Below are 26531 nucleotides of genomic sequence, written 5' to 3'. Positions count from 1 at the left end.
CAAGCTATGATTTTATCCTTGAAGCTCTATTTTATGAAGCATTATTATATGCATCTTCATAGAGAATTGGTATAATAGGAGTGTGAGTTCCTTAATTTATTCGGCTTCATTTAATTTTTTTTAAATGCCAAAAAATTAAATGCTTTGAACGGATATTGCATGGCTTGAAAGAAATCCTCATAAGATAGAGATTCATTATCAACTAGCCAATCTTTGATTAAATACACTGAGTAGGAATGCTCCTTTACCAAAAATTCATAAATATCTTTAGGTCTAATGTCAAAGGCAGTTAATCCACTTTGCGTACATTCAAATAGTATCGGAGGATGAAAGTCTTCTAATATTCTTGGTGCACCACGTAATGCGGCAAGTTCTCCACCTTCAACATCTATTTTGATAAAGTGAATAGGGCGGTCTTGGGGTACTATGTTATCCAAGCGCTGACATTTAACTTGTAAGTGCTCCACTTTTCCATTGCTTTTATGTAGTCGTAGTCCACTGTAACCAGAACGATGCGGTTGTACAAAAAACTCTTGTTCTCCTGTTGTATCGCTAAGGGCAATTTGCATGATTTCAACATCGGGAAATTTTTTCCGTAACCAGTTCGCTTTATAAGGAATTGGCTCGATTGCAATATGATTACCTTGGGGTGAAATCTTTCTGATACTTGCTAGTACGGAGCCAAGGTGACAACCAACATCGATACAATTTGATGAACTGCTAATTATCTTTTTCAGTAATTGTTCAATGCGGGCTGACTCTAGGTAAAGCTCTTTGAGCTCTGGATGTTTTCGCCGCTGCAGCGATAACGTTAAGAGACGAGCAAACCGAGCACTTGACTCCAATGGAGTATCAATAACCAGATGGGCTAAATACTCTTTAAACATACAAAACCTAATATATTTTGTAGAACTTTACTAAAAATACAAACAAATACAATCGAGTACGTTCTAGAATCCAATATGAGTTACTGATTCTTGCAAAAGAATAGCTACACGGCAAATAACCGTATTGTAATAAGTTGTCAGTAAGCAAATATTTCAACTTAATGCCGAGCGTATTATAAAACTATATGGCTTTTAATTGTAAGCACTAAGTCAACTTAAATGTGGAGAAAGAGGGAAGAATAGCCTAATGTGTGCATCTAAAGGTGATGATGAAAATAGCTTATTTAGTTAATCAATATCCTAAAGTCAGCCATAGTTTTATTCGTCGGGAAATTGCTGCTGTTGAAAAATCAGGATTAACAGTAGAAAGATTTTCGGTCAGACAATGCGAGTCCGAACTCATAGACCCCGATGATAAAAGTGAATTTCAAAAAACAAAAATTATTTTAAATGCCGGTGCTAAAGGCTTATTGATACAGCTATTTACAGTAGCCCTCAAAGCTCCTATTCCTTGGTTGAAATCTTTATGGTTAGCAATAAACATTGGTAGAAGCTCACAGCGAGGCATTTTTTACCATTTCATCTACTTTGCTGAAGCCTGTGTTTTACTTGGGTGGCTGCAAAAGGCAGATATTGACCATCTTCACGTCCATTTTGGAACCAACTCAGCCACAGTTGCGATGTTATGTAATGCTTTGGGTGGTCCCCCCTATAGTTTTACGGTTCACGGTCCAGAAGAATTTGATCGAATTAAGGATTTAGCGATCGCACAAAAGATTAATCGAGCAAGCTTTGTTGTTGCTATTTGCTCTTTTGGTAAAAGTCAGCTTTATCGGTGGTGCGACTATAAGCAATGGTCAAAAATTCATGTTGTTCATTGTGGAGTCGATGAAAACTTTTTGAATCAAACAGTTAAGGATATTTCCCCTGAACCACATTTAACCTGTGTTGGGCGCTTATGCGAACAGAAGGGACAGTTACTATTATTGCAAGCAGTGGGCCAATTGTCACAGGAAGGTAAAAAGTGCAAATTAACTTTGGTCGGTGATGGGGAACTGCGACCGGAAGTTGAAGCCTTAATTGCAGAATATGGATTGGAAGAACAGGTGACAATTACTGGATGGGCTAGCGGTGAAGAAGTCAAAAATCATATTGCGAATGCTCGAGTTTTAGTGTTACCAAGTTTTGCAGAAGGCTTACCAGTTGTGATTATGGAAGCATTAGCATTGGGACGTCCGGTCATCAGTACTTATGTTGCAGGTATTCCAGAACTGGTGAATCATGGGGTTAATGGTTGGTTAGTTCCAGCAGGTTCCATAGAAGAACTTAAGAACGCCATTCGAAGTGCTCTGGTGTTACCAGCAGAAGATTTGGCAAAAATGGGTCGAGCAGGATCGGAGTCAGTATTTCTCAGACACAATATTGGACGAGAAGCTGATAAATTAGTTGAACTATTCCATTCTTATTCCAAAACACTCGGCAATCTCTGAGCAATCAATGATGGGTAAGTAACAATAAAACCAGAGCTTTAACTGGTCAGATAACTATAACAACAAAATATGACATCGATTAAAAAGCTTGCCTATAAAGGCGCATTTTGGACAATAGCTGGTTTTGGATTCTCCCAAGGTCTCAGATTTGTTAATAATATTATTTTGACTCGCCTACTAGTACCGGAATTTTTCGGTCTGATGGCTGTTGTCAACACATTATTAATTAGTTTAGAGCTATTTTCCGATGTTGGTATCGGTCAGAGCATTGTTTCTAACTCCAAAGGTGAAGAACCTGAATTTTTGAATACTGCTTGGACAATTCAAATTATTCGGGGCTTTGTTTTATGGTTAATTTGCTTAGTTATTACCGTACCTGCTGCTCAGTTTTACGAAGATGAGCGGTTGTTGTGGTTACTTCCGTTTGTTGGTTTTTCTTCAGTTTTGTCTGGTTTTGCTTCCACCAATTTATCCGTACTTAACCGACAGTTGGCTTTGGACAAACTAATGCTATTTGACCTGAGCGCCCAGGTTTTTTCAATGGGTGTAATGTTGGCTTTAGCTTGGTACAAACCAAACATTTGGTCTTTGGCTATTGGTGGAGTTTCTTTGCACCTATTTCGAATGGTGGTTTCACATCAATTAAGTAACAAGTTTCGTAACCGCATTTGTTGGGATAAAAGAGCCCTTAAAGAGATTTTATCTTTTGGAAGATGGATGTTTGTGGCAACAGCATTAATGTTTCTTGCAGAACAAGCTGACCGTCTAATTTTAGGTAAGTTACTATCTTTCCAAATGTTGGGTGTTTATACGGTAGCTTATACTTTGGCTGCGATGCCACGAGAAATCATTAAAAAACTAGGTAACCGAGTTATTTTCCCGACGATTTCGAGACATAAGGATCTACCCAGAGCAACTCTAAGAGCAAAAATTCTCTATCAGCGCCGCAAAATACTGATAGGATTTGCACTATTTTTAGCCGGTCTGGTAAGTGTCGGGGATTTAGTTATTAAGGGACTCTACGACGATAGGTATATTCAAGCTACTTGGATGATGCCAATTTTATGTACAGGTATTTGGTTTTCTGTTTTATTTTATACTAACAGTTCTGCTTTGCTAGCAATTGGTAAACCTTTATATTCAGCCCAAAGTAATTTTGTTAGGTTTCTCATGATTAGCTTTGGATTACCTTTAGCATTTAACTTTGTTGGTAGCTTGGGAGTAATAGTTGTAATTGCTATGAGTGATTTACCGTTGTATTTGGTGAATATATACGGTCTTTGGCAAGAAAAGCTTTTATGCATTATCCAGGATATTTGGGCGACAGCTCTTTTTGTCGGAACCCTTACTCTGCTTATATTAATTCGGATGTATTTGGGTTTGGGCTTACCGATTCAAGCAATCCCAGGATTCAGTTGAATTCTCATCAATAATAAGAATTTTAGCCCTGAAAATAAAAATTACAATATATTACCAATTGGATAAATCCAAATATTCTAAATATATATGAAATGCTGGGTCGTGATAGACCCATTTTTTTAGACCCATTTTTTTTAACAAGCAGCCTACCTTTTCTTTTCGTTCAAGTAGGTATAGCTCTTCTGCGCTTACACCGGAAGACATTGGCTAATGTCCGGGTTAATTACCCCTTTTTAGAATGAGAGAGGGAAGTGTGGGAAGTATGGGGAAAAATCCCAAAGAATATAAAGGGGTTTTAAAAATCGAACTTGGTATAAGATCCAATACCTATAGCTAGCTAAGAAAAGCTAAAACTCGTAGCTTTTAGCGCATTTACGACGTTAGCGGATCTGTAGGACAAACAAACGAGATTTACCAATTTCCTAACCTTATTGCGTAGTCCATAAAATATCTAGGAATGCTTGAAGTCACATACTTGAAGATTTATATATTTAAAATGTTTACAGTATTTTTTATAATGAATTAATATTTACTTGTAAATATATTCCTGCATATAACTTGATTTATGTTTATATACTTACCCTTTGAGTAAAAAATAAAACTATTATGGAAACAAGTAATAGCAACTTCATAAATTATTTTCTGTTTAAATCCGCTCAACTAGCTTGATTTGAATTCAATCAACAAAATACTTATTTAAGGATGATTTAGATTAATTGCTTGAAGTCAGTAATTAAATTTACATGATAAATCAAAGAGAAAAATGAAAATAAATTAGCGCTAAAGTGCCTGATATTTACAGCTTGACAAATATTTCAAAATAAGAGCTAGTCGGTAATTCCTATCCGATAAGTTGACTAAAAATTTAACAAATAGAGAAAAATAGTGTACTATGCAACTCAATAAGGTACTGAACAATGTTACTAACTAAAAAGTACACTCACAGTAACATTAATTACTTGTGTAAATAGTGACTGCGATTATTATTTCTATGTCAGTAAACTTTCTAGTAATACCTTGTCACTAATATTGTTTACCCAATCATTCAATAAGCATTGATATTAACTTCCGAGATAGTCATGTTATGAATTTTAGGAGTCCAATGTTATTCCTGAAAACAGATAACACTTGAAAGTTCTATTTGTTAGAAATTATTTATTCAGGATTGTATTGATTTGGGACTACGTAGCATTACGTTTTTTGTTATGACATTTACTGCTTAATTACTACCTCCTTTTTGGAGAATTGGGATATCTCAAGCAATAAGTCTAATGGCATATACTTAAAATTTCTTCGTATATCGAACTTGATTATATATAGTTTGCTATGGGAGTTTGAAGTTGAAATAAGTAAAGACCTTACTTATATCTTTGAACTACTCACATAACGAATAGAAAATCAAAATTCATATTTGATTTAAATTCTGTAGTACAAAGCGTCCAAAAAAATACCTTCATAACACTTGTGCATACTTTTAATAAAATTCCGATGATAAAAAATCAAGATCATACGAGCTAAGTTAGCCCTGTCGCTAGAAATAAATTTTAGACTCACTACAAAAAGCACCAAGTATTTTGTAAGGGAATTATCATGCTAAAAATACCAACTTTATCCAAATGGTCTTATATTCAGTGGAATAGATCTGTCAAAAAACCCATTGATGGTTACACGATTTTACTTCCAGTCCCTGGTGATTTACCGGTCTTCCTAAAAATTGCTTTAGAAGTATCTGCTACTCAGGACTCTGAAGGTCTAGTTGAAACTCTTGTAATCCCTGATCGTAAAGTGAGTGGTTTTACTGAATGTTTTAATGAATGGAAAACAAAATTTGATATCAGTCCAATTCGTTTAATTAATCCTAATCCTATAGAACAGCTAATTTCTCTTTATCAAAACAATCCCCACAATAATCATTGGTTACAAATTATTAGAGGTATAAATGCGAGTGTTAGTACTCATGCTTTATTGCATGATGCTGATTTATTTGTTACCAAAGATGATTTTATGAAAACTCACTACCAGACTTGTGTTCAACGTAATTTGATGTGTTTAGGAGTTAGTCCCGTATGGGATTGCTGGTATAAAGAACAGGGGATAGATCATCTAACTGCAACTTGGGAAATAATATTTGATATTAGCTGGGCACGTCAATTCCAACCTTGGAAACATCGAGGTCATAACGATGTAATTAACGGTAAAGCACATACATTTGATACAATGCTTTACCCCCAATGTCAAACAGAACCCGATAAAATAGATCGTCACAAACAGGAATGGGGATTTATCCATTTTAACTATGTAATTTGCACCTACCGTTGGTTTCAAAAGAGTAATGGTCCTTTTGAAGACGATTATTTCCGAATTTTGTTAATTAGATTGTTAATTGATGTATTCGATCCATCAGAGTGGTCATATTCTGTGCCAACTTTAGATGTGTTAGAAAAAGGTATTACAGATAAATCGAATCGAGTTACTTACTGTGGTAAATATACTGCAGAACATTATTCAGAATTTCGTTCCAAGTTAGAGAAATTAATCACAAGTGGAATTATAGATGGACAAAAGGCTCATATTCTGCACAAGAGTATCCGTAATTTCGATCTTGCCTTTGGTTGATATTTTCAAATTTTATTTGTCAAATTTTGTTATTTATTATGTGCAAAGGTTTGATTAATAGTTGATAACTTAGAAGATGTCTATAAATAATGTGTATAAATAAACTCTAAAGAAGGGTGTGTTGGATATGAAGATAATGTTTTTTTAGTTACCTTTATCACCGCGCCATAACGCACTAGCATATAATATTAATATACAAGCGATCGTAATCAACAATATCTGTAAAATTAACGATGATACGATGATTTAAAATTACTATATCTGGTTGCGAGTCTGCGGTCAGATTATAGTAAATTATTTTTATGTTTAAAGTTAATTAAATATAATTTCACAAAAGAAAATTTATATAAAGTCTGTTTTTACAGGCAAAGACTTTACATTTTCTTTTTACAAAAATAGACTCTAGAACTTATTATTAGCAGAATAATATAATGCTCAATAAATCAGCTAGGAAATCGTTTTGAAATACCATATTGCACTTAGCCGGCAGTTTGACCTCGAGGGGATACATCAAAATGCCCAAGCAGGAAAACGCCCTTGCCACGTAATGTGGGATATAAGTCAAACTTTAAGAGCAACTGTTTATCAACCAGGTACAGAAGAGGTTTTACCTCTAGATAAGGTACGCGCCAAGGTTATCAGTAGTCCACAACATTGGGCACTAGCACGTCGATTAGCGCACAATCTTGGAAGCAAAGATGTAATTTTCTGTGCTGGTGAGGATGTGGGATTTCCAGTTGCAACTCTTTGTAGCAGTAAGCAAGAGAAACCAAAGATAATAGTTTTTGTTCACAATGTCAACCGTCCAAGATCTCGTTTCGCGTTAAAAATGCTGGAGATGAGTAAACGTGTTGATTTGTTTATGACTTACACTCCTTCTCAAGCAAATTTTCTGAGTGAATATCTGAATTTGCCACAAAATCGCATCTGCTTGTTTTTAGAACAACCTACGGATATATCTTTCTTTAAACCTGGATCGATTTCTCAGAATAAACGACGCCCTTTGATTGCTAGTGGAGGACTAGAAAAACGCGACTATTGTACTTTAGCTAAAGCAACCCACGATTTGGATCTTGATGTCAAAATTTGTGCGGTTTCACCGAATGCAGCTGCGTGCAAGCGAGCTTTCCCGGAAGTTTTACCGGGTAACATGTCTTGTCATGCTTATGATTGGGGAGACTTATTGCAACTTTATCGCGATTGCGATCTAGCTGTTGTAAGTTTGTTTGAAAACAATTATCAAGCTGGATTAACTACTATGTTTGAAGCACTTGCTTGTCGTCGACCTGTTGTCATTACTCGTTGTCCGGGAATCATCCAAGACCTGATTGACAGTGGAGTAGTGCTTGGGGTTGATGCTGAAGATGACGAACAATTACGCCAAGTGATTCTCAAGTTACTAAATAACCCCAAACAAGCCCGAGTCCAAGCCGAACGAGGCTATCAACTGATGATAGAAAAATATAACCACCGTAAATATGTTCAATCTTTCGTGGAACAAATTACTGCCTTTGAAAAGTAAAGTCCTAAAGTAATGCAAATTTATATTTGATTTTTATTTTTTAATTTTTTCGTAAACCAAAAATTATAGTTTCTTCGGTAATGCATTTTGTGTAATCGGTATCGATTTCATGCTTTGTATTACTTTTGTGCTTTATGTAATTTTCATATTTTATGTAATACGATGATTCTATAATCAGCTTCGAGACTAAAAAACGCTTTACTTACCAACGATAAGAAACTGAAAAAAGAAACTGAAAAGTAATTAAATAAAGGTTTTTAATTTAATAGTTATCTTACTTCGTAATCCTGTATCTCATAGTATTGGATTCTCATAAGTTGGTTTTGTTTGCCTTATTAGTTGATAAAGTAAATTGATTTTTTTACATGGCTCGGGAAGCATCTTCAAGAGAATTAGCATCATCACAGTTCAATTCGGGAAAACAACGGAAACAAAAACGTTTGCTCTGGGTTGATTATGCAAAAGGTATTGGTATTTTTTTAGTTGCAGTTGGACATGTCCTCAGGGGTTTAATTAACAGTTCAATTATTCCTAATTCTCCAACCTTAGAATTTATCGATCACTGGATTTATGCTTTTCATATGCCCCTATTCTTTTTTATTTCGGGCTTGTTTGTTCAGCGATCATTATCTAAACCGTTTAAAACGTTTATCCTAGATAAAGTTTATGTAATAGCCTATCCGTATTTTGTTTGGTCCATATTCCAAAGTATACTGCAGTACATAGCATCCAATTATACGAACAGTGATTTATCCCTTACTGATATTTGGAAAATAGTTTATCAACCCCAAATGCAGTTTTGGTTTCTTTATACACTGTTTGTAATTATGCTGTTGTATGGCGTGTTATATAAGCTGAAAGTAACGCCCGCAGTCTTTTTTGCCATCTCTGTTGGGGTGTATTGCTTGCATGTTTTGGATGTGAGTTTTGGACCCTGGGGTATATTATATTTAGCACGTCGTTATGCCTTATATTTGGCGCTGGGAATAATTATCGGTAAATATATAGATCATCATGATTTACTTGCTGCGAAAAATCGATTGAGTCATCTTATATTGTGGTCAATTGCTTTAGGTGGGTATTTAGCATTAGGTATAGCTACAAGCTTTAGGATGACTGAAAATATCGCAACTGTTCCTTTGGTCGCAGCTGTTGGAATTCTTGCTTCGGTTGTTTTGGCAAATATCTTGGCGAACTTAAGTATCTTACCTTTCCTTTCTAGATGGGGAACTTTATCTCTAGAAATTTTTGTCGCCCATAGCATTTTTGCATCTGTTTTAAGAATAATTTTGAGCAAAGGCTTTGGACTGAATGAACCGATCGCCCATATAGTTTTGGGAGTTGCTATCAGTATCTATGCACCAATTGCTTTAAATGATATTTGTCAAAAGCTTAATTTCCAATATTTGTTCACTCTACGCCAACTAAAAGCCAGATAACTACATGCATATCTATCAATATAGTTTTATTGATTGTATTTAGGTATGGAAAAATTGAAAAATTGAAACTTTTAACTAGCATATTTTTAAACCCTTACACAGCAGAGCTTTTAGCCAAAGTCATAAAATGCGCTAGTTTCATTTGCTGGGAGGGGTTTTAATTAATTTTGCTGTGCTAAAGCCCCACTCTGTTAACGCCAAAGGCGCAGTCTGTTTTAACTTATGTCCTACGGACACGCGCTTAGTCTAACGTCGACGCCATAAAAGCTCTAGCTGCGCTACCTACAGTACGCTAATGACTTCCCCTCTTAGAGCGCTCACTTCTGATTATTATGTAATATTGGCATAGTGAATAACCCCCAGGCTAAACCTGTAATTAAACCGAATAAGAACACCACGTAATTATTAAAGTTCCACCACCCAAACACTTCTGCTGCTAGTTCTAAGGGATACGCCATCATTAAGGTGCTAGCTCCTGCTGCACCAATCCATCCGTATTGATGTAACCAATAAAAACCCTGACCTCTTGTAGGTATATACTGCAAGCGTGTAAGTAATAAGCCGGTGATAGTTCCGTAACAGCGCATACATACAGCCATAAGGAAAGGAGATTTAAGAGCTATCCCCATTTCTGGTTGTGGGCACACGTGATGACCCATAAAATAAATAATCTCTGCAATTATGGGTAACTTTGTCACACCTGAAGCAGCTAGAAAAGGAGCAGCCAGAGGACCAACTACCATACCCGTTAGGAGAAAATCTGCGATAAAGCTAACCCAGTTAACGGTTTCTATTTGCTTTCTGAAAGTTATTCCCTGCAGCATTTTTGGTTTGAGTAAAATTTAAATTCTATTTTTTAAAAATTTTAACAGTTTATGGAAAATTGTTAAGGAAGTTGAACCAAATTTACCATTTATTTCCTATCCATCTGATACCAATTTAGAAAAATAATGAGACAGATAGATTTATGTAGAGACGTTGCAATGATTTATTGAGTTGGTATAATGCCTAAGTCTCCGTCAATTTATTGCGGAGAGTGGCTCAAGCTAAAAAATTAAGCTGCGGTGCTAAAGCACAGCTACAAACTTGGGTCAATATCTCAACATCAGATTTTCCCAGGGAAGACGGGCTAACTGTAGTAGTCCAAATAAGCAAAGATAGGTCGTTCGTACCCGGATATGCTTAGCAGGACACTGAGCTAACCCCATAATTACCAAGACATAAGCAAATCCTAGTACTGGTAGCAAGAAGTAGGTGGTAACAATGAACAGTATTAGTAACCAATCTCGAAAACGGGATAGCCAATGGATTCTCCCTAGCAGAAACGCAACTGCTACTATCCCTTCAATGAAAAGTGTCCAATAGGAAGCTGCTAACGTAAAAATTCTTAGTCTTTGACTAGTACCTAAAGTTACCTTCGCTCCTTCTTGGGGAATTAGCTTCAATGTAGATTCCAAAAGCTGATTTTGTGATAAAACGTCTGGGTTGAGTCCCCCAATAAATGTTGCGATCGCTTCAACACGACCATCGGTAAGAAAGGTATAGTGCAAAAATGACCCGTCCCAATATTCTCCAGCTAAAATTTTCCAACCAGTGGCGAACAAAAATGTTAGACCGATTAAAATACCGCCATTCCAAGCTAAGACACGGTCAGGATTTTTACTAGAAACCCCAATAGCACAAGCAAGACACCAGTAGCTAATCAAGAATTGATGATTATCAATCCACAACCAATCAGTGGCGTTCACCCACCATATCATTCCACAAATAATTACCCACATCCACCGATCAGTAAGTAAGGGAGGTGAGATTAACATCAAGCCACAAATTACTCGTAAGGGAACGTCTAGGATGACACTACTAGAACCGTAGAGTAGAAATAGGAGGATGGTCAAACGTAGAACGAGCAGATAGCGCGGCTGATTGAGGAGGTCGTCTAAGATGGACTTGACCCGTGTAGCAGCTATAAGTGCAGCGCTGTTAAAACCTTGGAAGATTGGATTAAGGTAACGGACAGCAAAGCCACGGATATGACTTCTTTTTTGTCCAACTTGTTGATGGTTCATGACCAATTTCCAGCTTCTACAGGTTCACCTAAAGGTTCAGCTAACAAGCGATTGTGATTTCTATCAAACCGCAAAGACCACCATTGGAGGCGAATTGCTTTTAAGGTTTTGACTGAATCATTTAATAAAATTGGATCTTCAGGCGTTTTGAGGCGATAGATCGGTTGGTTCTTTAGCAAGATCCCACTAACCTGAATAGCAAATTTCGGGTTTTCTCTCCGCAGTCGTTCAAGGGTAGTTTGACGTTGGACGTTTTGAGGTACAAATTTTTCCGATATCAACTCAGATGCAATTTGTTCTAAATGAATCTGTCTGGGTAGGGAGAGGATGCGACGAATTGTTGAGTTATCCAAGGAATCCAAAGCATCTAAACGTATCAATTGACCACCTTCAGCTAAACCTTCAGCTGCTAACACTCGCATGGAAGGAGAATCGACTGCTGCAAACATACCAAAACCACCACCTTTCCACGGTGATAGATTAGCTGTGTGGGCGAGATAAAATTGCAGCAAAGCCACCAGAATTAAAATTGTAGGAACTAAAAAGCGCTCTAAAAACCAAGTACCTCGATTGTTGGTGTCTTTGAGAGGCAACATAATGAAATGATAGTTATCATATTCTCAAATTTATTCTCAAAAAATTTATTCTCAATTTTTTTCAATACTATTCAAAGGATTCTTCTCGGTTCTCTCTGAACTCATCTCTTCGCTCTTTTCGGTTTTCTCGTCGCTCTTTTCTGTACTCCCGTCCCTCTTTTCGCCGTTCTCGTAGCTCACCTTGTTCAAAATTTTCCCATTTTTCCTCGCTCTCACCTTTAAAATCTATAAAATGAGGTTTGTTTCCCTTAACCTTTATTATTCTTGCATACCCAACGTAGGGAGCAATTAGGAGCACAGACACGGAAATAATTGCCAATAAAATAAATCGCGTCATGGGTTTTTTCTCTCAAAAGTTCAGAGTTTAAGAGTTCAGCTTTAAGAGTTCAGTTTCAAAAACTTAAAAAAAGAATCTATTAACTACTAACAACTCCCCAGAGTACTTTTGTTAAACCAAAAAAATTCGCCACAATTACAATGAACCCCGTAAAGCTATAGTCTCGGTTACATCTTGATAAGGTGCAAGCAGCATCTAAAATTACTAGGCTGATGCTGTCCGACTAGATACAATCTAACACGTTCTTGTTGTCTTTTGCCTGGGACTTTAAAGTTTTATTTTATACAACAAAGTAACAAGTCAAAAATATAAACATAAATATTTTGTAGAGCAGACCAGGAGGGGCTGGTTTTCCCCTCCAACAAAATAAACTGACGCTCACAAAATCAAAATGTAGGATTTTATAAGCTTTCGAGCGCAAGTTTATTGGGAGACGTCCCAGAGTTGGAGACCTCATATCGGAACGTCCCTAGAAGCAAATTTAAATCACCTCAGCAGTGTAAGGACTCGTCAACTTATCTAACTGCTGTACCAACAAACTCAGGAATAAACCTACATCTGTCACCACACCAACAGATTCTACTGAACCGCGATCGCTTAATTTTGTTACTACTGCTGGGTTAATATCTACACAAACCATTTTTACTCCTGCAGGTGTCATATTACCCACACCAATAGAGTGCAACATGGTGGACAACATTAAAATCATTTCTGTCCCCTCGAGCAATTCGGCATACTCAGTTTGTGCTTTGATTAGATCCATTTGGGTATCCGGTAGGGGACCATCATCGCGAATAGAACCAGCCAGGCAAAAAGGTACATTATTTTTTACACACTCATACATTACGCCATTGGGAATAACTCCGGCTTCTACTGCTTTAGCGATGCTACCGTGAGCGCGAATTGTATTGATTGCTTTGAGGTGATGGCGATGTCCGCCTCGTACCGCTATACCCCGACTCATATCCACGCCAAGGGATGTTCCCATTATCGATTGTTCGATATCGTGAACGGCGATCGCATTTCCACCGAGTAAAGCTTGGACATATCCTTCTCGGATCAAATGAGATAAATGTTCGCCACCACCTGTGTGGATTACTACTGGTCCTGCTGTGACAACTACTTTACCACCAGTGTCTCTGATTTTACGCAATTCCCAAGCAACTTGTTCCACAACTAATTCTACGCGACGTTCGCTGGAAACACCTGCCGACATAAAACTGAATTCTTCTGCATTACGTTTTTCCCGAGATTCAGTTTTGCGAATGGTACGGATTCCTTGGACATCTACAACTACTTCTTCCCCTACTTCTAAATCTCGAAGAATTTTACATTTAGCGACTAGACCTTTTGGGGTTTGAGTAACTGCGATCGCGCCATCCATACGCTGATTTTTTACCTTTACCCATTCACCATTGATTCGAACTTCTGTAGGATAAATGGTACTAACATAAAAATCATCTGGTGCTACGCCATTTTGCTCGACAGGTTGGAGCTTTGCGTCGCGTTCATCTTCCGGTAAGTTCACCGCACCCAAATCAATTAGGTGGGAGAAAATAGTTTCCATAACCTCATGGGAAGGTGCAGAAACACTTACTTGTGCATCCGACGTACTTTGTCTTTGCTCTCCCAAATGGAAATTTAAAACTTTGAAACTGCCACCATTGTCTACAATCAAATCTAAAGCACGGTTAATTAAACCAGAATCAAGTAAATGTCCCTGCATACGGATAATGCGACTTTCTACTTGGGTGGTAGCATGAATTTCTTCACGAACTGGTTCAGTTACTCGTAGTGTTAAACATTTTGCTGCACCACCAGCTTTCAAAAATTCAGTTAATGGAGTTTCAATTACTTGAAAATTAACTTCGGCTAAACGTGCTTTGAGATTATCCGAAGCTTTATTCATGATGACAATGCTTTCTACGTTCACCGCATTGCAAGCAAAATTTATCGCATCTGCTTCTTTAATTGCAATGCGTTTTTCCGGTGCGACTCGCATTTCAATTAAGCGGTTGGAATAGGAGTCAAAAGCGCCGGGATAATAAAGCAAGTAGCCATTTGCTAAGGGACAAAAACAAGTGTCGAGATGATAAAATCTTTCGTCAATGAGTCGTAAGGATAATACTTCAATATCAAGCCACTTAGCTAAATATGGGTGGGAGTCTAACTCCGAACGAAAACCATAACCCGCCCATAGCCAACGTCCTTCTCGATCTAAAAGTGCATCTCCCGCACCTTCAAAGGGTAAATCTTGGGGTAATTCGTGGACCGTAAAACCGTTATTTTCAAACCATTTCTTAAAATGGGGTTCCTCTCCCTGGCGCTCTTTATGTAAAAAGCGACTTAAAACTGCGTTTTCACCTAACACCAATCCAGCATTAGCTGTAAATACCATATCAGGCCAACCTTTTTCCGGTGGGACCAAGTCAACTATCGCCTTATCCTTGAGAACATGGTAAAGTTTCTGCCACTGTTCCACAGCGCGTTGTTGCGATGACTTGTGAATATTCCCTTCCATCCAAGGGTTAATGACATAGTCAACATCATAGTGTTCGGGAGAACACATTAAAAAGCGAATCGGCGAACTCATAAAAGTTGAACCAGAATATTTGATTGCTACGATTTTCCAATGTATACAGAGTGACGCAGATGTAATTTAACTAGCAAGTATTGCTTTAGTTACACTGCGGGCAGTTACGACTGATACAAAACATGTTCTATTTTACGATCGGGAGAACTCCAACTAGTAATGTATTCTCTGAATAAAAAGAAAACTTGAGAAATTATAAAAATTGTTGATGAAGAGTTATAAATTAGCGCTCATCTATTGCAGAATTGTGTGCGGTAGCTGACCGCTTTTCTAATGTTTAGAAAGAAGTCAGAAGTCAGGAGTCAGAAGTCAGGAGTCAGAAGTCAGGGGTCAGGAGTCAGAAGTCAGGGATCAGGGTCAGAAGTCAGGAGTCAGAAGTCAGGAGTCAGAAGTCAGGAGTCAGAAGTCAGAAGTCAGAAGTCAGGGATCAGGGTCAAGAGTCAGAAGTCAGGGGTCAGGAGTCAGGAGTCGTAGAGACGTAGCATGCTACGTCTCTACAGAAGTCAGGAGTCATAATGAATCCGATTTTAATTATCCTTTTTAAGAATGGGAAGAGTGTAGGAAATCTGGGGGAGTGCGAAAGGTACGGGAGAAATTCCCAGAGATGAAGGGAATACATACTGGGGATCGAAAAACATATAACATTTATGGATTAAACCGAAGTATTTACACGCACATGAAAATTTAAAAAAAATACATAAATGGGATAATTAGTATCAAAATCTACTCAATAATAGCAATAAGAAAATGTTAATGTGAACAATCGACTGCGCTGTAATTAATTCTTATAAACTCCTAAAATGCCATATCTAACATCAGCCAGTGAAATCCGTTCTCTGATTACAAAATATACTCATTCAAAAACTTTATGGATGGATACGGAAGTTGCTGATTACCAGAGTCGAAATCCCAAATTATCCCTAATTCAAATCTTGGATAATGCCAACGATCTGAGTGGTAAATGTACTTATATTTTAGATGTGTTGAATAAAACAGAATTAGTTGATGAGTTTATAGAACTCGTGATGCTAAATCCCGCAGTCGAAAAAGTATTTCATAATGCTAGCTACGATTTAAGATTTTTAGGGAAAAAGAAAGCTAAAAACGTTACCTGTACCTATCAATTAGCCAAAAAAATTCCTTACTACATTTTACCGCTGCCTAATTATAGACTTGAAACTTTAGCGGTAAAACTTTGTAATTTTCAAGATGTAGATAAAGAACAACAAAGTAGTGATTGGGGACAAAGACCACTCAGTGAAGAGCAAATAGAATACGCTTATCTTGACTGTATCTATTTGGCTCAAGTTCATTTACGCTTGCAGGAATTAATGGAACAAATATCACCTAGTCCTGCTAGCGAAGATTTACTCTCATTGGGTGAACGATATATCCAAGTCGAAGAACAACTCAAACTCCTAAAGTCAGAATACGAACACTTGCAAGAGCGCATGAAATCAGCAATGCAAGAACAAAATTTGTCGGAAACAGCCCATCTTCAATTACTTGATTACGAACGCACTACAATGAAAGTGCAATTTCAAGAACTGGTTAAATTTGTCGAAAATCAAGCAATTAATTTAGATTTTCCGATAAATTTAACGCAAAAATTGCAAAAAGATTTAGGGATTAATCTTGAACAATTACCCCTACAGATAGACAAAACTAGTCATTTTCGTCTGAAGCCAAAAAATCAAGACAGCCAATCTGAAGATGATTAAGGGAAGAATAATTAAAAATTACTAGTAACCCTATTACTAGTCACCCTAGGCTTGCAATTAAAATTACAATTTTCCCTTTTTAATTCTTATATATATTTGCTTTATTTCCACAGCACTATACTATGTCGTTCCTAAATCATCCATAAAAATTGAGTTTGTACGTAGATTTTGTGGAACTTTCCTACGGATATTACATGTTCAAAAATAAAATAATAACGCCATAGTAATTTATGGATTAATTATGGTATATATTACTAGGAAATAAATCATAAATAAATCAAGTAATTAAAAAATGTTTTTGTATTCCTATATACTTATGTCTTAACTATTTATCGTTTTGTCTGAAATTTTACTTTAAATGAGATTTATTCAAACGAAAATCTCTGCAAATAATAAAAATATAAATTACTTATTATAAATAAACTCAGACATTTTTATTTGCTTAAAGCTATCTGAATTATTACTCCATAACTAAAAAATAAATCTAATAGATATAAATATTGTGTGTAGATATATTTATTTATATTGAAAAAAATATATTGAAAATGAAATTATATTATTCAGGGTATAAATTAATTTATTGTAGAAAAATATTTTGCCTAGCTGCATCAATATTATTTGTTGCTAGTGCATCTGTTTCTTGTAGTAAAACTGAGGATGTTTTAGTAACCGAAATCGAACTAAATAAGCCTTCAAGTCCTAGAGTTCCACGCGGTAGCGCAACGGAATTCTACGTTCAAGGTAAGTATAAGCATGTTAGAGGGGACTTAAAAGGTGCGATCGCATCTTACAATGAGGCAATTAAGCTTCAACCTGACTATGGCGCAGTCTACAATAGTCGCGGACTTACCAATTTTGATTTGGGTAATAAAAAAGAGGCGATCGCAGACTATAGTTTAGCGATTCGTATCAATCCGTACGATGCAGAAGCATTTAATAACCGAGGAAATGCTTATGCGGCTCAGGGAAATAATCAAAAAGCTTTCAGGGATTACACCACAGCGATTAAACTGAATCCCAACTATGCAGAAGCTTATAATAACCGAGGTAATGCTCGGGCGTCTCAGAGAAATAGAAAAGAGGCGATTGCAGATTATACTAAAGCGATCGAAATAAATCCCACTTATGCAGTTGCTTACAATAACCGTGGAAATGCACATGCTGCTTTGGGAACCATAAGTAAAGCGATAGAAGATTACAATCAAGCTGTACGTCTCAGTCCGAATTTTGCTGCAGCTTATAACAATCGAGGTAATGCTTATGGGGTGAAGGGAGAGAAACAAAAAGCGATTAAAGATTTACAGCAAGCTGCGAATTTATTTGAAAAACAAAATAACCAACCACTCTACGAACGGGTACAGGTTAATATTAGGGATTTGCAGTCTTAAGGATGAGTAAGAAGTCAGGAGTCAGGAGTTAGGAGTAAGAAGTCAGGAGTCAGGAGTCAGGAGTTGGGATTTGGGAGTAAGATGCTTTTTACACCTATTTTATAGCTAGATCCTGTAGAGAATAACTACTTGACACTTTTATAGTATTTTTGTACTATATAGATATGAGTTTGAGATGGGGGTGTAAGAAAAAGTGGAGTTGTGTTTTTTGCTCCTGTACCCCTACATATTTTTTGTTTGTGATATTTGTTCTCATACAAGATAAGTCACTTTTGTAGGGATGCAGAAATGAACTAGCAGAGTGAGGAATATTGCAACGTAATTTTTAGTCATAATTTATTCCTCATGAATTATTTCTCATAAGTTATTGATAAAGTCATGCACTATGGTTGTGAGAATGAATCAGATTTTTCAGCCATTTCACAACTGAAGACAAAGCTTTAAAAACTAAATATTGCAAAACCAAATAGTACAAATTACTTCATACTCTGACTGGGTAGAGATTGTTATGGTTAAGAATTCATCAAAAAATGCGGTTACTGACTTGGTCGAAAATCAGGTTGCAGAAAATCAGGTTGCAGAAAATCAGATTGCAGAAAATCAAGTCATAAAATATCAAGATAAGTCTCTTCAAATCTCGATTGTTGAGGTGATGGAAATTTTAGAAAAATATCGTGAACGGATTATTCTCAATATTACTAAATTACGAGAAGATTATTGTAGACAAACTGTGAAGCGGTTTATCGGTTATCGTGATAAAGATGGTAATTTAACTGAACCTTGGTTAAAAACAAAGCCCATTGATAATAGCAATTATGTTGATATGGGAAAATTTGTCATTAACCATAATACAGCTACGATTAATCTTTTGGTAGAACAGAGAGTTCATCTAATTAAAGCAGAGGATGAAACTATCGCGCTCGAAGTTGCAGGTTTGCTATTAAACGATCTGAAGACTTTCAATAATTATACTATTGTGAAAAATGGGCAAGTAAATGTTAGATCGCTACAAGTCAAAATTAGTAGTAAAAAGCTCTTTGACTTACTGCAAAGAAAGGGTGTACTAAAAAAGGATAATCTACCTGCGACAACATTTGATTTTGATAGTGAGTATACGATCAAACTTGATGGTTTACCAATAGTACCTTTAAAGCAGAAAAAGCGTAAAATCGATGGTTTATTCCAGCGGTTAGCAGAAATCAAAGTGATTTCTAGTATTCTTTCTGCTTGTTTAAAAACTAATTTGGATACTTTTGTCCCAGAACAGTTAACAGAACTGCAAAAAAATTATATTTCTCCCAACCTGTATCTTAATTTTCCGAAAACGAAATCTTTCGAGTTTTTAGATATTCGTAAGAGCCAGAGAATTGATATTGGTAGCAAAGAAATTCTCAATTTATTTAAATTGTATTCTGCAAATAAATTCCTGGAGAGAAGATATCAAGTTTACAATACAGAAACTGGGGAGATTTTATCTAAACCTAACTTTAATATTCTGTTTGAAAACAATATCGCATGTCGTCAAAAATCTATATCATCTCGGATGAAAATTACAAAAGTAGATGATTTCATGAAGCCAATCTTTGATGACTTTATAGGAATAGAAGATAACGGTAAGACTACTGCTATTTTGTCTAAAGTTGGTGCGAAGGATTTGATGCGGTTGCTACAAAAAAGAAATCAAGGTAAATCAATTGACAAGCAGGAAATACTTGTTGCAATGAGAAAAGCACAAACTCAATTGAAGCAATATGCAGAAAAGATTTACCGAGATAAAATTTCTCCTTTAGTATTACATGTGGGTTCCACTGGAGTGTTACCAAAAGGAATGAGAACTGCGGCTTTAACTGCAACTGAATTAGCCACGAAATATCCAGACTTACAGTTCTCTTCAGCAGAGAAGGAAGGAATATTTTTTGAAGTTGGTGAAAGTATTATCAGCATTTATAACAAGGATGAATATTATCCTGTTAAACCTGTTGAAGTTTAGATTATTAGGATTTATTCCTGGCTTTGGTAACAAATAATTTTCATCTAGATAATCAATAAAACACTGGGTGGGTTACAGATAAAATTGGTAATCCACCCTACAATTATTAAAATTTACAGTAAAATTTGTCATTGATAAAAAGATTTAAATTAGGTATTTATTTTGTAGGTAATAAGTATAAAAAAATGTTTAATTATTAATGTATTTTCATTACTATGGAAAGAATGGATATACAGGGTAATGTTAATGATTAAAAACACTTGGAAAGACTTTATAACAAGGATTTATTTGAGCATAAATTTCATTGGTGGTTTAGTATTCATATTTATTATATTATTATTATCGGCTGAAAATACTTTGGCAAAAAAGCCCCAAGAGATAGAAATTATTAATTTGGTTGAAAAATTAGATGCAGATAATAAAACCGAACGAGAAAAAAGTATTAAAATATTAAAAGGAATTGAAAAATATGCAGTTCCCCAAGTAGTAGATACTATTTTAAAAGAAAATAATTCACAAGTTAGACTAAAGCTAAAAAATATAATTCATACTATTAGTGATCGCGTTGTAGATACTTTAATTCAAGCTTTAAAAAATCCAAGTTCACAGGTACGTCGTAGAGCAATTATTTTACTTAGAGATAAAAATTGGCGACTAAAATCAAAAAATTCAGATACCGCATCAATATTTGTCAATCTCCTCAAGGACAAAGATGCAAAAATACGGGGTGGTGCAGCTGAAATATTGGGAAGATTTGGAGAACAAGCTGAACCTGCGGTTCCAGAATTGATTAAGCTTCTGAGGGATTGGGATGTGATGGTACGTTATAGTGCTGCGAGTACCTTAGGAAAAATTCGTGAGAAAGCTGCACCAAGTGTCCCTCAGTTGATTGCACTGCTCAAAGATGAAAATATTATAGTGCGTTATGGTGCTGCAATCGCTTTAGGAGAAATAGGAGAAAAAGCTGCACCTGCAATTTCCCAATTGATAGAGTTGCTTCAAGACTCTGATGGAGATGTTCGTTCTAGTGCTGCTGATACCTTAGGAGAATTCCGAGAAAAAGCCCTAAAGGCTGTAATACCATTAACTAAATTACTTCAAGACTCCGATCCCTATGTTCGTTCTAACGCTGCTGAAACCTTGGGAGAAATCGGGAAAGAAGCTAAACCTGCAATTCCAGAGTTAATTAAACTTTTCAAAGATAAAGATCCCAAGGTTCGTTCCAGTGCTGCTAATGCTGTAGGAAAAATTGGAGAGTCAGCAACACAAAGCATTCCCCAATTAATTAAACTTCTCAAGGATAAAGATCCAGGTGTGCGTGGAACTGCTGCTAGTACTTTGGGAAAATTTGGAATTCAAGCGAAACAAAGCGTACCCCAATTAGTTCCACTTCTCAAAGATAAAAATTCATATGTTCGTTCCAGTGTTGCTATTGGGTTGGGAGGAATCGGAGAGTCAGCAGCAAAAAGTGTTCCTCAACTAATTGAACTTCTCAAAGATAAGGATTTAATCGTACGCTACAGTGCTGTTAATGGTTTGAGGGGTATGGGAAAACAAGCTGCACCTGCTTTATCTCCCCTAACTCCAATGCTTCAAGATCGGGATGCTATCATCCGTTCGAGTGCAGCAAATGTTCTGGGGAAAATTGGTGAATCAGCAACACTGGTACTACCACAACTAATTCAACTATTGGAAGATGAAAATGTAGTTGTTCGCTCCAATGGTGCTGCTGCGGTAGAGAATATTGCATCCATTATTAGGGATAAAGCGGTGAACAATCGCATATCTCTATCGGAATTAAATCAAGTCGTTCCTCACTTAAACAAAGCTGCAAGAATAATCCAAGAACCTGCAAATAATTTCTCCAATCGCTCCATATATAGTTTGCAAAAGCCTTTGCTATTTCTCCAAGAAAAAAGAAATGACCTCTTTTGGAAATGGTTGATTTCCCATCCTTTTATTTTAGGTTCATCATCTTATCTTTTCTTCTTTCTATCTTTGTGGTTGATTATTTACTGGTTAAGTCCTCTATCTTTACTGAAAATCAACAAGTTTTTGCAACGCTACGAGTTTCGACTTCCCAAGCAAATTGGTGGTGCATATATGCGTTCTCGGGATTTACTCTTGTTTAGTTTGTTTAAATCTCGACGTCGAATCATGAGTGCGTGGGTTAGGAAAAATATTATTCCTTCCCAGAAACAACTCAAACAAGCCCAGAAATTAGAAATAACTCAAGTTGAAGCAGATAAAAATATACATGTACCGGCGCTGAAAATTCCTAGGGTCGCTAACTTAAATGAACAGGATTCAATTAATTTTGAGTTGATGTTGTCATACCTCAACGAGTTCAATGACAATGTGGTTGAGAATCAATCGGATAATCATAACATTCATCAAGATGCGAAAACTATTGCTTGGGAATGTTTTAGACAGAATGATAAGCCAGAACCGATTACACGGGAAACTGCGTTAAATGCTTTGGGTGGAAATGATGCGGAAAGTCGGTTAAATCATTTGGAACATCACCTGAATTTGATTCGTAGTAGTGGTGAGAAGAAAGATTTAATTAGTTTTGTTATCAATCCTTTGGCGGAATATTTGGCTGGTTTGCATCAGCTGGAAGTTAGTGGCGATCGGTCTGTAGAGTACGTGCAAAGCGATCGCTAATGGTAAGTTACATCATGTCATTGCGAACGAAGTGTCAGCGCAGGGTCTCCCAAAGGGAGAAAGCAATCACCAGGGTTTGGGATTGTCCACTAATTTCCAGGGACGTCTTCGATGAACATTTGCAGTGAAAACGTTATATGAAATCCGAAATTCGTCGTAGAGGAAATGAATAAGATTAAGGTGTATTCATTTCCGTGCTGATATGAAGGAACAGCGTCAGGAAGCTTATCTGCAATTTTTAATGGAAGCGTTGCAAGCGACAGCAGAAAGTAACGGTAATGCAAAGATTGTTTACCCATTACTTAAAGCAAATATAGATAAACTCAATCATATTTTCGCTGAAATGTTGCGGTATTGGGTAAATTATAAATTTGAGCAAGTAGAAGCGAATAAGACAGAATATATCGTAGTATTTATTGGTGAGTTTAGTAATCTAATTCAGCAGTTTCCTCTGGGTGATAAAGCTAGCAACATGGAAATTGCGATCACAGGTTATGAAAGCTTACTTAATCCCTACACCCGTCAAGCTTTCCCCCGAAAATGGGGTTTAATCCAAAATAATTTGGGCATTGCTTACTGTAGAAGAATAGTAGGAGATCGGAGAGAAAATATTGAAAAAGCTATCGATTTCCACAATGCCGCTTTACAAGTTCAAACACGCCAAGCTTTCCCCCAAGATTGGGCTCGAACCCAAAATAATTTGGGGCTTGCTTATGCTGACAGAATATTAGGAGATCAGAGAGAAAATATTGAAAAAGCTATTGGTTCTTACAATGCTGCTTTGCAAGTCTACACCCGCAAGGCTTTCCCCCAAGATTGGGCAATGACCCAAAATAATTTGGGGCTTGCTTATGCTGACAGAATATTAGGAGATCAGAGAGAAAATATTGAAAAAGCTATTGGTTCTTACAATGCTGCTTTGCAAGTCTACACCCACCAAGCTTTTCCCCAAGATTGGGCAATGATCCAAGATAATTTGGGGATTGCTTATGCTGACAGAATATTAGGAGATCAGAGAGAAAATATTGAAAAAGCTATTGGTTCTTACAATGCTGCTTTGCAAGTCTACACCCACCAAGCTTTTCCCCAAGATTGGGCAATGATCCAAGATAATTTGGGGATTGCTTATGCTGACAGAATATTAGGAGATCGGAGAGAAAATATTGAAAAAGCCATTGATTCCTACAATGCTGCTTTACAAGTCTACACCCACCAAGTTTTTCCCCAAGATTGGGCAAAAACGCAAAATAATTTAGGCAGTGCCTACATAAATAGAATCAAGGGGGATAAAGCCGAAAATGTTGAAAAAGCCATTCAAATATTCAATTCTGCTTTGCTAGTTAGAACCCACGAAGCTTCCCCCAAGGATTGGGCAATGACTCAAAATAATTTAGGCGTAGGTTACTGTGAGAGAATAGTAGGAGATCGGGGAGAAAATATTGAGAAAGCCATCCAATCATACAATACCGCACTACAAGTCTACACCCACAAAGCTTTTCCTCAAGATTGGGCAAAGACGCAAAATAATTTAGGCAGTGCCTACATAAACAGAATCAAGGGGGATAAAGCCGAAAATGTTGAAAAAGCCATTCAAATATTCAATTCTGTTTTACTAGTTAGAATCCGTGAAGCTTCCCCCAAGGATTGGGCAATGACTCAAAATAATTTAGGCATAGGTTACTGTGAGAGAATAGTAGGAAATCGGGGAGAAAATATTGAGAAAGCCATCCAATCATACGATACCGCACTACAAGTCTACACCCGTAAAGCTTTTCCTCAAGATTGGGCAAAGACGCAAAATAATTTAGGCAGTACCTACATAAACAGAATCAAGGGGGATAAAGCCGAAAATGTTGAAAAAGCCATTCAAATATTCAATTCTGCTTTGCTAGTTAGAACTCGTAAAGCTTTCCCCAAGGATTGGGCTGCAACACAAAATAATTTAGCTACTGCTTACAGTGAAAGAATCAAAGGAGAGAAGGCAGGAAATATTGAAAAAGCCATTCAAGCATTCCATGCTGCCTTGCAAGTTAGAACTCATGAAGCTTTTCCTCAAAATTACGCAGAAACCTTATTCAACCTGGGCATGATTTACCAAGATGGAAGTAGATTTACTTCTGCTTACAATACCTATAAATCTGCCATTTCGACAGTAGAGTTATTGGGGGGTGAAGTTATTTATGGTGAAGAAACCAAACGCAAGCAAGTTGAGGAGTGGAATAAACTTTATCAGCGCATCGTAGAGGTGTGCTTGGAATTGGGAGAAGATAACCAAGCAGTAGAATATATCGAACGTAGTAAAACACGTAACTTAGTTGAACTTATCCTCGAACGCGATTCTAAAACTATTTTTCCGTCAGAAGTTGTCACTCAATTAGAACAACTGCGAGATGAAATAGCTAAGGGACAGTATAAAATCCAAAATGGTACAACCGACAATACTACAGCCTTAGCTCAATATATTCAAGAGTTACGACAACAAAAGAATAATTTACAAGAGAGGTATTTACCTGTTGGTTCAAGTTTCAATTTTGAGAAATTCCAAACAACTTTAAAAGAAAATACAGCTGTCATTGAGTGGTACATTACGAATGAAGGTTTGGAGACTTTTATAATTACTTGTGATACCGTCAAAAGATTGAACTCATATACATCCACTCATGAATTACAAGATTTAGAAAATTGGATTAATGAGTATTTAAATGCATATAACAATAATAAAATCGAGTGGATAAGTGGTCTCGATTCTCGTCTAACTCAACTTGCGACAATTTTACAAATAGAAGATATCCTGAAGCTAATACCAGAAAATTGTTCGCGTCTTGTCCTTATTCCCTATCGTTTCCTACACCTTTTTCCTCTTCATGCATTACCTTTAGCTGGTGGTAGTTTTTTGTGCGATTGCTTCTCAGATGGTGTAAGTTACGCTCCTAGTTGTCAGCTTCTACAACAAATAAATTTAAGACAACGCCCTAATTTTAAATCCTTATTTGCTGTTCAAAACCCTACAGAAGATTTACTCTATACCGATTTAGAAGTAGAAACTATTTCATCCCTGTTTAGTGAAAAAGAAGTTTTACAGAAAAAACAAGCAACTCAAACCGCTTTATCTCAAGCTTCCTCTCAACTTCAAGAAGCGAATTATCTCCATTTTTCCTGTCACGGTACATTTAACGTCATTTCACCTCAAGATTCTTGTTTATTATTAGCAGGTGCAAATAAAACCGATGAATTAGATTTAAGTAAATGTTTAACTTTAGGTAATTTATTTGAACGAAATTTCAACCTTAGTCAATGTCGTCTTGTCGTCCTTTCTGCTTGCGAAACTGGCTTAATTGATTTCCAGAATACCAGTGATGAATACATCGGTTTACCTAGTGGTTTTCTATATGCTGGTAGCTCAAGTGTAGTAAGTAGTTTATGGACTGTAAGCGATTTATCAACGTCTTTTTTGATGATTAAATTCATTCAAAATCTCAAAGCAGTAGAAAATATTTCTGTACCTGTCGCCTTGAATCAAGCTCAAGCTTGGCTGAGAAATGCAACTAAGGAAAATTTACAGGAATGGGCGAGTAATTTACCTTTAGATGCTACAAAGAAAGGAAAAATACGCCGTCAGCTTAGAAAAATAGATTTAGAAAAACCGTTTAATTCACCTTTTCATTGGGCTGCATTTACTGCAATTGGGAAATAGAAAAATTATTAATTATGATGTTTGATCGCAGATCCTTTGAGATAACATCCGAAATCTAGGGTAAGGAAACTGAATAACATTAATGTGTATTCATTTCCCTACTGAC

The 26531-nt window shown here is 36.5% G+C and carries 17 protein-coding genes; 11 read left to right on the top strand and 6 right to left on the bottom strand.

Going from position 1 to position 26531, the window contains the following annotated elements; all coding sequences use genetic code 11:
* Positions 1–110: 110 nt before the first annotated feature.
* Positions 111–887 carry an FkbM family methyltransferase gene (locus BC008_RS27485; RefSeq protein ID WP_036268704.1) on the bottom strand — a complete coding sequence of 259 codons (777 nt, stop codon included), beginning with the start codon at positions 885–887 and terminating at the stop codon, positions 111–113.
* Positions 888–1156: 269 nt separating this feature from the next.
* Between BC008_RS27485 and BC008_RS27480 the strand changes: the two genes are divergently transcribed.
* The 5 genes from BC008_RS27480 (at position 1157) to BC008_RS27460 (ending at position 9373) form a co-directional block, all read left to right on the top strand.
* Positions 1157–2377 carry a glycosyltransferase family 4 protein gene (locus tag BC008_RS27480; RefSeq protein ID WP_036268706.1) on the top strand — a complete coding sequence of 407 codons (1221 nt, stop codon included), beginning with the start codon at positions 1157–1159 and terminating at the stop codon, positions 2375–2377.
* Between the two features lie 69 nt (positions 2378–2446).
* Positions 2447–3796 (top strand): oligosaccharide flippase family protein, encoded by a 1350-nt coding sequence (locus BC008_RS27475; protein WP_027846646.1) that lies wholly within the window; start codon positions 2447–2449, stop codon positions 3794–3796.
* A 1590-nt stretch (positions 3797–5386) separates the two neighbouring features.
* On the top strand, positions 5387–6412 hold the full coding sequence (locus BC008_RS27470; protein ID WP_027845325.1) for a hypothetical protein: 1026 nt from the start codon (positions 5387–5389) through the stop codon (positions 6410–6412).
* A gap of 460 nt (positions 6413–6872) precedes the next feature.
* Positions 6873–7934: a glycosyltransferase family 4 protein gene (locus tag BC008_RS27465; protein WP_027845324.1), complete on the top strand. Its 1062-nt coding sequence runs from the start codon at positions 6873–6875 to the stop codon at positions 7932–7934.
* 365 nt (positions 7935–8299) lie between these two features.
* Positions 8300–9373, top strand: a complete 1074-nt coding sequence (locus tag BC008_RS27460) for an acyltransferase family protein (protein ID WP_082650513.1) — start codon at positions 8300–8302, stop codon at positions 9371–9373.
* Positions 9374–9690: 317 nt separating this feature from the next.
* Here BC008_RS27460 and BC008_RS27455 read toward each other — a convergent pair whose 3' ends face one another.
* The 5 genes from BC008_RS27455 to argZ all read right to left on the bottom strand — a co-directional run bounded on the left by BC008_RS27455 (position 9691) and on the right by argZ (position 14965).
* A complete protein-coding gene (locus BC008_RS27455; protein WP_036267217.1) occupies positions 9691–10197 on the bottom strand; it encodes a DUF2085 domain-containing protein in 507 nt (168 codons plus the stop codon).
* A 267-nt stretch (positions 10198–10464) separates the two neighbouring features.
* Positions 10465–11439, bottom strand: a complete 975-nt coding sequence (locus tag BC008_RS27450; protein WP_201026095.1) for a hypothetical protein — start codon at positions 11437–11439, stop codon at positions 10465–10467.
* On the bottom strand, positions 11436–12035 hold the full coding sequence (locus BC008_RS27445; protein ID WP_027845321.1) for a hypothetical protein: 600 nt from the start codon (positions 12033–12035) through the stop codon (positions 11436–11438). Before BC008_RS27445 ends, BC008_RS27450 begins: the two co-directional genes overlap by 4 nt.
* Before the next feature lie 67 nt (positions 12036–12102).
* On the bottom strand, positions 12103–12372 hold the full coding sequence (locus BC008_RS27440) for a hypothetical protein (protein WP_027845320.1): 270 nt from the start codon (positions 12370–12372) through the stop codon (positions 12103–12105).
* Positions 12373–12853: 481 nt separating this feature from the next.
* Positions 12854–14965, bottom strand: a complete 2112-nt coding sequence (gene argZ, locus BC008_RS27435) for a bifunctional arginine dihydrolase/ornithine cyclodeaminase (RefSeq protein WP_027845319.1) — start codon at positions 14963–14965, stop codon at positions 12854–12856.
* A gap of 273 nt (positions 14966–15238) precedes the next feature.
* Between argZ and BC008_RS27430 the strand changes: the two genes are divergently transcribed.
* The 6 genes from BC008_RS27430 (at position 15239) to BC008_RS27405 (ending at position 26425) form a co-directional block, all read left to right on the top strand.
* A complete protein-coding gene (locus BC008_RS27430) occupies positions 15239–15439 on the top strand; it encodes a hypothetical protein (protein ID WP_058184057.1) in 201 nt (66 codons plus the stop codon).
* A gap of 326 nt (positions 15440–15765) precedes the next feature.
* Positions 15766–16686 carry a ribonuclease D gene (locus BC008_RS27425; RefSeq protein ID WP_027846857.1) on the top strand — a complete coding sequence of 307 codons (921 nt, stop codon included), beginning with the start codon at positions 15766–15768 and terminating at the stop codon, positions 16684–16686.
* Between the two features lie 545 nt (positions 16687–17231).
* Positions 17232–18074: a tetratricopeptide repeat protein gene (locus BC008_RS27420; protein ID WP_027846856.1), complete on the top strand. Its 843-nt coding sequence runs from the start codon at positions 17232–17234 to the stop codon at positions 18072–18074.
* 508 nt (positions 18075–18582) lie between these two features.
* Positions 18583–20064 (top strand): hypothetical protein, encoded by a 1482-nt coding sequence (locus BC008_RS27415; RefSeq protein ID WP_235595824.1) that lies wholly within the window; start codon positions 18583–18585, stop codon positions 20062–20064.
* A gap of 246 nt (positions 20065–20310) precedes the next feature.
* Positions 20311–22731: a HEAT repeat domain-containing protein gene (locus BC008_RS27410; protein WP_058183417.1), complete on the top strand. Its 2421-nt coding sequence runs from the start codon at positions 20311–20313 to the stop codon at positions 22729–22731.
* 202 nt (positions 22732–22933) lie between these two features.
* On the top strand, positions 22934–26425 hold the full coding sequence (locus tag BC008_RS27405; RefSeq protein ID WP_058184056.1) for a CHAT domain-containing protein: 3492 nt from the start codon (positions 22934–22936) through the stop codon (positions 26423–26425).
* Positions 26426–26531 lie beyond the last annotated feature (106 nt).

This window comes from Mastigocoleus testarum BC008, assembly GCF_001456025.1.
GTDB classification, from domain to species: domain Bacteria; phylum Cyanobacteriota; class Cyanobacteriia; order Cyanobacteriales; family Nostocaceae; genus Mastigocoleus; species Mastigocoleus testarum.
The sequence above is the reverse complement of the archived record's forward strand: the minus strand, read 5'-3'. Positions and strand labels throughout refer to the sequence as shown.